This is a genomic window from Verrucosispora sp. ts21, from assembly GCF_002879555.1.
In the GTDB taxonomy this organism is placed as follows: Bacteria; Actinomycetota; Actinomycetes; order Mycobacteriales; family Micromonosporaceae; genus Micromonospora; species Micromonospora gifhornensis.
Genome location: NZ_PNOZ01000220.1, coordinates 1 through 254 on the forward strand (window position 1 = coordinate 1; position 254 = coordinate 254).

1 rRNA gene is annotated in these 254 nt (G+C 39.0%); it reads right to left on the minus strand.

What is annotated here, in order from left to right:
- A 23S ribosomal RNA gene (locus tag C1A38_RS32725) occupies positions 1–254 on the minus strand; the annotation flags it as partial.

A 254-nucleotide genomic window follows, 5' to 3' on the forward strand; every position in this document is an offset into this window, starting at 1 on the left:
CAGGAAACAGTCCATCTATAATTGTTAGGAACTACGGGCCTTTCACCCTCTAAGGAATAGTATTCCTACTAATTTCGCACCCAACAAAAACATAGAAAGGACTAAATCCCAACCAGACAATTCCACACTGCGGTTTTAACCACAAAGCGGATTTTCCTTTTGAGCTTTTCCTTGTTCACTCGCCGTTACTAAAGGAATCATTGTTATTTTCTTTTCTTCCGCTTAATTATATGCTTAAATTCGGCGGATATGCA